The following is a 7,257-nucleotide window of genomic DNA, read 5'->3' on the forward strand; positions in this document are numbered from 1 at the left end:
TTAGCTTTCGATCCTGATCATAAAAGGCTTTTGCGTAATAAAATTTTCGCCGCCAATCACGCTTATGGCGCGCTTTATGTCCTTCTCGCAGCACGTATGCGTCGTGAAAAACAGCGTCACTTCCTCATCCGTTTTGAGCTTAGGCTTTTGCAAAAAGCTGTCGATCGAAAGATCGTTTAAGCTCATAATGTTCGTAAGCTTCGCGAGCACGCCCTTCTCGTCGCGCACGCGCAGCCTGAAATAATATTTCGTGCGGATCTGCTCGCTCGGCAGAATTTGCATAAAATTTTCGCTCGGCAAAATTTTATAGCCGAGCATCGGGTTTTTGTTATCGCGCGCAATGTCGATGAGATCGCTTATAACCGCGCTTGCCGTAGCGCTGCCGCCCGCGCCCGGTCCGTAATACATACTCTCGCCGACGCAGTCTCCGTAGATGCTCACGCCGTTCATTACGCCATCGACTTTTGAGAGCATTTGATCCTTTGAAATGAGCGCTGGATGGACGCGCAGCTCGACTTTGTTATCGCTCGCGCGCTTAGCTACCGCAAGCAGCTTGATTATGAAATCAAATTCGCGCGCAAAATATATATCCTCCTGTGTGATCTCCTCGATCCCCTCGATTAGGATATCTTCAGGATCTCCGTGTACGCCGTATGCGATGCTAGCTAAGATCAAGAGCTTATGCGCCGCGTCAAATCCGCCGATGTCGAAGCTAGGATCGGCTTCGGCGTATCCGAGCTCTTGAGCTTGCTTTAGCGCGTCTTCAAATTTCTCATTTTTTTGCATCATATTTGTAAGGATGAAGTTGCTCGTGCCGTTTACGATGCCGATGATCTTTTCGATACGATTGGCGCTTAGCCCTTCGCGCAGGGTTTTTATGATCGGAATTCCGCCCGCTACGCTCGCTTCAAAGCCAAAAGGCGTATCGCCCGCAAGCGTCTGAAGCTTGTAGCGATGATAAGCCAAAAGCGCCTTATTTGCGGTAACGACCGCCTTTTTACGCTTTAAAATTTCACTTACAATCTCATAGGGCTTTTCTACCCCACCCATAAGCTCTACAAAAACGTCGATGTCGTCGCGCTCGATGATACTCCCAGCGTCGCTGCTAAGCGGAATTTGCACATCGCGCTTTTTACTCGTGTCGCGCACTAGCCCGATTACTGGCTCTATGCTAACGCCCGCGCGCGCAAGGATGATATCTTTGTTTTTTATCAAAATATTTGCAACTTCGCTACCTACGGTACCGACGCCTAAAATCGCTACTTTCATCAGATCTCTTTCAAATATTTTTTTATATTTCTAGCGGCCTGGCGGGTTCTATTTTCGTTTTCGATAAAAGCGATTCGCACGTAATCGTCTCCCGCCGCGCCAAAGCCCACGCCTGGGCTTACGGCGACGCACGCCTTGGTAAGAAGCTGCTTGGAAAACTCCATGCTTCTTAGATGAGCCGCCGCTGGCGGCAATTTCGCCCACGCAAACATCGACGCGCTAGGTTTAGCGATCTGCCAGCCCGCGTCCGCAAAAGCGTCGATCAAAAAATTCCTACGCTTCTCATAGGTCGCGCGGATCTCCTCTACGCACTCTTGCGGCCCGTCCAGCGCGATCGTGGCGGCTACTTGGATCGGCGTAAACATACCGTAATCAAACCAAGATTTGATCTTTTTAAGCGCGGCGACGAGCTTTTTATTACCGCTAACAAAACCCACGCGCCAGCCCGCCATATTGTAGCTTTTAGAGAGTGTGTACGCCTCGACTGCGACGTCCTTCGCGCCCTGAACCTCAAAGATAGACGGCGTTTTGTAATCGTCAAAAGCGATCTCTGCGTAAGCGATGTCACTGATGATATAAAACCGCTCCTGTCGCGCCATCGCCACAAGCCGCTCGTAGAAGCTCTTTTGTACGACGACGGTGGTAGGGTTATGCGGGAAATTTACGACGACGTATTTTGGGCGCGGAATGCTCTCGTCGAAGGTTTTTTGCAGATCGATGAAAAATTTATTCTCGTTAAAATTTAAATTCTCATCATAGGCAAGCGGGATTTTAACGACGTTGCCGCCCGCGATGATGAAGGCTTGAGTGTGGATCGGATACGCAGGATCGGGCACCACTGCGACATCGCCCGGATTTACGATCGCGCTAGTTAGATGCACGAAGCCCTCTTTAGAGCCCATCACTGCGACGATCTCGCTTTCGGGATCCAAGATCACGCCGTATTTGCGCTTGTACCAATTCGCGCAGGCAAGTCGCAGCTTGTAGATGCCCTGGCTTACGGAGTAGCCGTGGGTCTTGTCCTTTTGCGCGCTTTCGCAAAGCTTGTCGATTATATGCTGCGGCGTCCTGCCGTCGGGATTGCCCATCGAAAAATCGATTATGTCCTCGCCCGCCCTGCGCGCCGCCATTTTTATGGCGTTAACCTCGGCAAAAACGTAATTGGGCAAACGCTCGATCTTTGAAAAACGGATTTCGTCAAACATCTCAAACCTCTTATCTTAAAGTAATTTTCAAGCCATATTTAAAATTTCGCGCCTTAAACGCCGCGATCCGCTCGTGCTGCACGAAGGCTAAATTTCAAGCCTTTGTGGCGGTGCGGCGGCGCTTTTATATCGCTAAGGCGATTTTAAAATTTTACCACACTAAAATTTTAAAATCGCCGAGACATTGATTATTTAAATTTAGCGCGTTGACCATTTGCGGCGACATTTAAATTTACATCCGATCAAAACGATAACGATCAAAGCGCCGTTTTTACGCCGCGTCCTCGAACGATACCCTTTAAATTTACCGCGCTACCGCAAACGCCCGCAACGCTTGAAATTTTATCCGCACCGTTAATTTTACCTACGCCGTTTAAAATTTTATCCAATACGGCGCAGCGCAAACCTTTAAATTTACGCTCGCGGGTTTAAATTTAAACTGCGCACCACAGCGAGCTGAAATTTTACCCTCTGTCCTCTGCGGCAAAATTCTACGAGCGAAAAACCATGCGCAAGGTCTAAAGTTTTACCACTTCTTGCCCTTGTTTAGGCGCAGGAACTCGTCGGTTGAAATTTTAGTGACGTTGCCGTCTTTGACGCGGAGCTTTTGAGTATTTTTTTCGTTGAAGCTCACGTTGCCGTCCGCCTTGCCGACCTCAAACATTCCGTGCCCGGTGGCGATGAGCAGATCCTCGTCTCCTTGCGAAGCGACGACATAAGGGGCATTGATGACCATCTCGCGCTTCTTGCCGCTTTTTAGATCGATGATGCCTATCCACATTTTGCCTCGCGGATTAAGCACGATATCCTTGCTGGGCGCAGGCGCGCTTTGCGTGGCGTTTTCGTCGGTGGAATTTTCCTCCGTTTTGACGCTCGCGCGCTCGATTCTTATAGAGCGGTCCAGCGCATTTAGAGAGCTTAAATTTTCATCCGCCGCCAAAGCCGCATTTACGTCCGTTTTAATGGCGAATTTATCCTCCGTAACATTATGCGAAACGACGTCTATACCGATATTTTCAAGCTTTTTTTGGGTGTTATTTACGATCGGAGCATCCGAGTAGGTAGTTTTATTCTGCTCGCTGAAAACCGAGCTCCAAAATTCGTTGAAGCCTTTGTAAAGTCCGAAATAAAAGATCGCCGCGATCAGCAAAACCGTGATCAGCAGCCACACGAGCCAACTGCTGCTACCGCCTCGCTCGGGGCTCATTTTTCTAGTATAGACCTGCTCGACTTTGGCTTTTTTAACGGGCGCAAAGCCCTCTTTTGCGATCTCGAACTCGCTCATCCAGTCCGATAGATCTAGCCCGAACTCGCGCTCTAAAATTTTAATGTAGCCTCTAACGTTAAAATTTGCTAGCTTCTCGAAGTCTTTGTTGATGATGTATTCTAAATTTTGCGCATCGATGCGCGTCGTGCGCGCTATTTCGATCAGATCCATAGATTTTAATTTATCCAGATCGCTATTTTTTGGCTGCTGTGTTTGCTCCGGCTTCTCGGTTTGTTCCGCCTGCTCATCCGTATTATTTAACTTCTCTTCTATTTCTTCCATTTAGAATTCCATCGCATAGTATCGCAAATGCCGCGCTTACGTTAAGCGAGTCCCAGCCTTCGCGCATCTTTATCGATACCGCGCAGTCGCATTTTTTAAGCGCCCTAGCAGGTATCCCCTCTTCTTCGTTCCCCATTACGAGTGCGTTTTTCGCGCCGAGCTTTAACTCCTTAAAGTTCGTCCCGTCCGCACTCGCGGCGTAAATTTCAAAGCCGCTTTGTTTAAGCTCGTTTATCACGCTAAGCCCGTCTGCGACTTTAACGACGTTTAGCTCATACGCCGCGCCCGAGCTTGCGCGCACTACGCCCGCCATATTTAGATTACTTGCGACGACGATCACGCTGTCCGCGCCCAAAGCATAGGCGCTACGCATTATCGCGCCGATGTTTCCGACGTCGGTAAGCCCATAAAGGATCGGCACGAATTTATCGTCTTTGACGCTAGCAAGATCGCCGAAGCTAAACTCCTCCACCTCGGCCAAGAAGCCTTGATGGTTGCCGCCGCGAGCGAGGGCTTGAGCTTTTTTCGCATCGGCGCGCTCGATCTTTACACCGGTCGCGGCGATCTTTTTATAAATTTCTTTCTCGCACTCCTTAGCAAGGATGATGCGGATAAATTTCTGCGGATGCCGGTTTAAAAGGTGCAAAAACAGCTGCTTGCCGTAAATAATCATTTTGGGATTTTAGCGAAAAACGGTTAAAATATGACTTAGCGTATCAAATTTTTATATATTTCTTTGGCGGGTTCGCCGCTGATTTTTGAGAGCAGTTTTGCTTTTATTTTCGGCGCGATCTCAAGCGACAGAATATCTTCTTGCGTGATTTTTTCAAAGCTTTTTTCGCCCGCGCCGTCAATCACGACGCACCATTCGCCGTTTAAATTTGCGCCGTTTAGGCCGGATAGAACCTCCGCGGCGCTACCGAAAAATTTGGTTTCAAATTTTTTCGTGGCTTCCTTAATCGCAAAAATTTTGCGCTGTGCGTCGATCCCCGCGATCTGCTCAATTAGCTTTATCACGCGCTTTGGAGATTCATAAAGTACGCATGGATAGGGGCTCTGCATCAAATTTAGGATCTGAGCTTTGCGCTGCGTGCCGTCATTATTCAAAAAACCTAAAAAGCTAAATTCTTTCTCCACTAGCCCGCTTGCGGCGCCTGCGAGCAGCAGAGCGTTTGCGCCGCTAAGCACTTCGTAAGGCACGCCGTTTCGTTGCGCAAATTTTACGAGCGCAATTCCCGGATCGCTGATGCAGGGCATGCCGGCGTCGCTTACGTATGCGCAAGCTTTTTCGCGCAAAAGCGCCGCATCAAAACCCGCAAAAAACTCCGCTTCGTTGTGCGTGTGCAGCGAGTAGAACTGTGAAATTTTAAATGAAATTTGAAATTTATCGGATAATAGGTTTAGAAGTTTTTTTGAAACCCTCGTATCCTCGCAGATTAGGATTTCGCAGCTTTGCAATACCTCAAGCGCGCGGCTCGAGATATCGCTTAGATTTCCTATCGGCGTAGGAATGAGATATAGCAACTATTTCATTCCGTATTTTTGCTTAAATTTCTCGACGCGGCCCGCGCTATCTACGATCTTCTCGCTGCCGGTGAAAAACGGATGGCAGTTGGAGCAGATATCGACGCGGACCTCAGGCTTGTTCGAGCGCGTTTTAAAAGTGTTTCCGCAAGCGCAGGTAACGGTCGTTTCGACAAAGTTCGGATGGATATCTTTTTTCATTTTTGATCCTTTTTGATGATTTTAAAAGGCAGCGATTATACAACTTTTTTATCTAAAAAGCAAATTTAAAGGGTTTTAAAAAACTCTCGGCAAAGCGTGGATTTTCTTTTTGAATATGCTTTTTTAGACGCGAAATTTTAAAATTTAGCCCACTTTGCGGGTAAAATTTTGATTTACTGCGGCGTGCAAAATACAGCGCGCGAAAATATGCCGCAGCAATACGTGCCGCGCGTTAAGCCGCAGTTAAACACGAAAGTCGCGCAAGGCAAAATTTAAATTCCAAAATTTAAAGCGCGCGGCTTTTAAATTTTAAAATTTGTCGAGCGCTTAAAACATCAGCTTCGCGCAAGTTGCGATCAGCGCGGTATTTGAGCGCAAAATATAAGGGCTATTAAGCGCATAGGCGTTTTTAAATTTCTCCCTTTCGCGCGGCGAAAACCCGCCCTCGGGACCTACGAACGCGATCTCGTCGCCGCCGAAAATGTCGATGTTCTTGCCGCCAAAATCGATCAGGCTTACGTTTTCATATCTTTGCGCAAGCTCGTCCGAGCCGCTCAAAACCTCGATCTGCATGATGGAATTTCGCCCGCATTGTTGAGATGAGTTGATCAAAATCCGCTCCATCCTCTGCAGATCGAGCCGCACGTTTTTCTGCGACAGATCGGCATAGACCAAAACAAGCCGCCCGACGCCCATCTCGTTTAGCGCAGGCAGACTCTTTTCGATCACGGCACTTTCGACGACCGCCCAAGCGACGCAAAAATCGTGGCTCGGCGTAAAAACCGAGCTTTTAAAAACTAAATTCAAAGCCGCACCCTTACGCGAAATTTCAGAGATCTCATATAGATAACTCGCCCCATCCTTCAGATTTCGCACGTCTATGCGCTCGCCCGCCCTTGCTCGTCTGGCCTTTAGGTGCAAAAACTGATCATTCTGCAAAACTAGGCTCTGTTCGCCTGCAAGCTTATCGTAAAAATATACCATCAAATAACACTCGCTATCAAAATTATCGCTAAGTTTAGCCCCAAAATCACCCGCATTTTGCGCTGATACGGCGCAAAGTTTTGGCTTAGATACGCGATTTTTAGCCGTTTGAAAGACGCTGCGCTAAGCACGATCATCGCTAGCGATCCGACCGCCATAAAGTAAATTTTAAAGCTCAGATCAAAGCGCGGCACTGGTAGCATCACGCTTCCGCTAATTATCAGCGCCGCGAGAGTCGCATAATATATCGGCAAAAACAGCCTGATGCGCCTAAGAAATCTAAGCCCAAATCTGCTCTTTTGCTTTAAATTTTCAGCTTGCGGCGCGGAAGCGGCAAAATTTAAAGCCTCTTTGCGCGGGCAAAATTCCGCCGCCGCGTCGATCTTAAGCTGGGTAAAAATCAGATAAATTATCGTTAAAATCGCCGTAGCTAGCGCGAAAAATTTATGAAAGCCCAAGGCGCTTTGATACAGATAATCCATCACTTCCGCCAGGGGGTTAAATTTGCAGGATAAAATTTTGCGC

Annotated in this window: 9 protein-coding genes; all 9 read right to left on the minus strand. The window is 48.1% G+C overall.

Annotated elements, in window-relative coordinates:
- Positions 1–1,269: a homoserine dehydrogenase gene (locus Q0438_RS11070; protein WP_297942803.1), complete on the minus strand. Its 1,269-nt coding sequence runs from the start codon at positions 1,267–1,269 to the stop codon at positions 1–3.
- On the minus strand, positions 1,269–2,474 hold the full coding sequence (locus Q0438_RS11075) for an LL-diaminopimelate aminotransferase (RefSeq protein ID WP_299190874.1): 1,206 nt from the start codon (positions 2,472–2,474) through the stop codon (positions 1,269–1,271). The genes Q0438_RS11070 and Q0438_RS11075 overlap by 1 nt, the downstream gene beginning before the upstream one ends.
- A gap of 257 nt (positions 2,475–2,731) precedes the next feature.
- Complete coding sequence (locus Q0438_RS11080; protein ID WP_299190876.1) at positions 2,732–2,863, minus strand: hypothetical protein; 132 nt, start codon at positions 2,861–2,863, stop codon at positions 2,732–2,734.
- A 137-nt stretch (positions 2,864–3,000) separates the two neighbouring features.
- Positions 3,001–4,023 (minus strand): hypothetical protein, encoded by a 1,023-nt coding sequence (locus Q0438_RS11085; protein WP_299190878.1) that lies wholly within the window; start codon positions 4,021–4,023, stop codon positions 3,001–3,003.
- Complete coding sequence (gene rlmB / locus Q0438_RS11090; RefSeq protein ID WP_299190879.1) at positions 3,995–4,696, minus strand: 23S rRNA (guanosine(2251)-2'-O)-methyltransferase RlmB; 702 nt, start codon at positions 4,694–4,696, stop codon at positions 3,995–3,997. Before rlmB ends, Q0438_RS11085 begins: the two co-directional genes overlap by 29 nt.
- 35 nt (positions 4,697–4,731) lie before the next feature.
- A complete protein-coding gene (rsmI, locus tag Q0438_RS11095; RefSeq protein WP_299190881.1) occupies positions 4,732–5,547 on the minus strand; it encodes a 16S rRNA (cytidine(1402)-2'-O)-methyltransferase in 816 nt (271 codons plus the stop codon).
- Positions 5,548–5,748 (minus strand): 50S ribosomal protein L31, encoded by a 201-nt coding sequence (rpmE, locus tag Q0438_RS11100; protein WP_299190883.1) that lies wholly within the window; start codon positions 5,746–5,748, stop codon positions 5,548–5,550.
- A gap of 327 nt (positions 5,749–6,075) precedes the next feature.
- On the minus strand, positions 6,076–6,732 hold the full coding sequence (locus Q0438_RS11105) for a 16S rRNA (uracil(1498)-N(3))-methyltransferase (protein ID WP_299190886.1): 657 nt from the start codon (positions 6,730–6,732) through the stop codon (positions 6,076–6,078).
- A partial coding sequence (locus Q0438_RS11110; RefSeq protein ID WP_299190884.1) for a hypothetical protein occupies positions 6,732–7,257 on the minus strand: 526 nt, incomplete at its 5' end. The genes Q0438_RS11110 and Q0438_RS11105, both read right to left, overlap by 1 nt.

The sequence above is a fragment of the uncultured Campylobacter sp. genome, assembly GCF_938030785.1.
GTDB lineage: Bacteria > Campylobacterota > Campylobacteria > Campylobacterales > Campylobacteraceae > Campylobacter_B.